Origin of the sequence: Streptomyces sp. SID12501, assembly GCF_010550245.1 — a bacterium.
GTDB lineage: Bacteria > Actinomycetota > Actinomycetes > Streptomycetales > Streptomycetaceae > Streptomyces.
This window is the reverse complement of record NZ_JAAGLU010001089.1, coordinates 1-382: the sequence shown is the minus strand read 5'-3', so window position 1 is coordinate 382 and position 382 is coordinate 1. Positions and strand designations below refer to the sequence as shown.

2 pseudogenes are annotated in these 382 nt (G+C 73.8%); one reads left to right on the top strand and one right to left on the bottom strand.

The annotated features are described in order from the left end of the window. Positions 1 to 226 (top strand): annotated as a pseudogene (locus G3I71_RS49955) (cell division protein FtsH); the annotation flags it as partial. Here the strand turns inward: G3I71_RS49955 and G3I71_RS52140 are convergent. Then, positions 205 to 382: pseudogene (locus tag G3I71_RS52140) on the bottom strand (DUF3533 domain-containing protein); the annotation flags it as partial. The pseudogenes G3I71_RS49955 and G3I71_RS52140 overlap by 22 nt on opposite strands.

Below are 382 nucleotides of genomic sequence, written 5' to 3'. Positions count from 1 at the left end.
CCCCGACATCCTCGACCCCGCGCTGCTGCGCCCGGGCCGCTTCGACCGCCAGGTCGCGGTCGAGCCGCCCGACCTCAAGGGTCGCGAGCGGATCCTCACGGTGCACGCGCAGGGCAAGCCCATGGCGCCGGCCGTCGACCTCGCGCTCGTCGCGCGGCGCACGCCGGGCTTCAGCGGCGCCGACCTCGCCAACGTGCTCAACGAGGCCGCGCTGCTCACCGCGCGGGGGTCCAGCGGTCCGCCGGGGAGCCCGTCGAGCTGGGTGACGAGCTGCCGGGACATCTGCTGCGGGGCCACCACCCCGAAAGCGACATCCGTCGGCTTCGGCTTGTGCAGCGCCCCGACGTAGGACGCGATGAACAGCAGTTGCAGTCCGAGTACG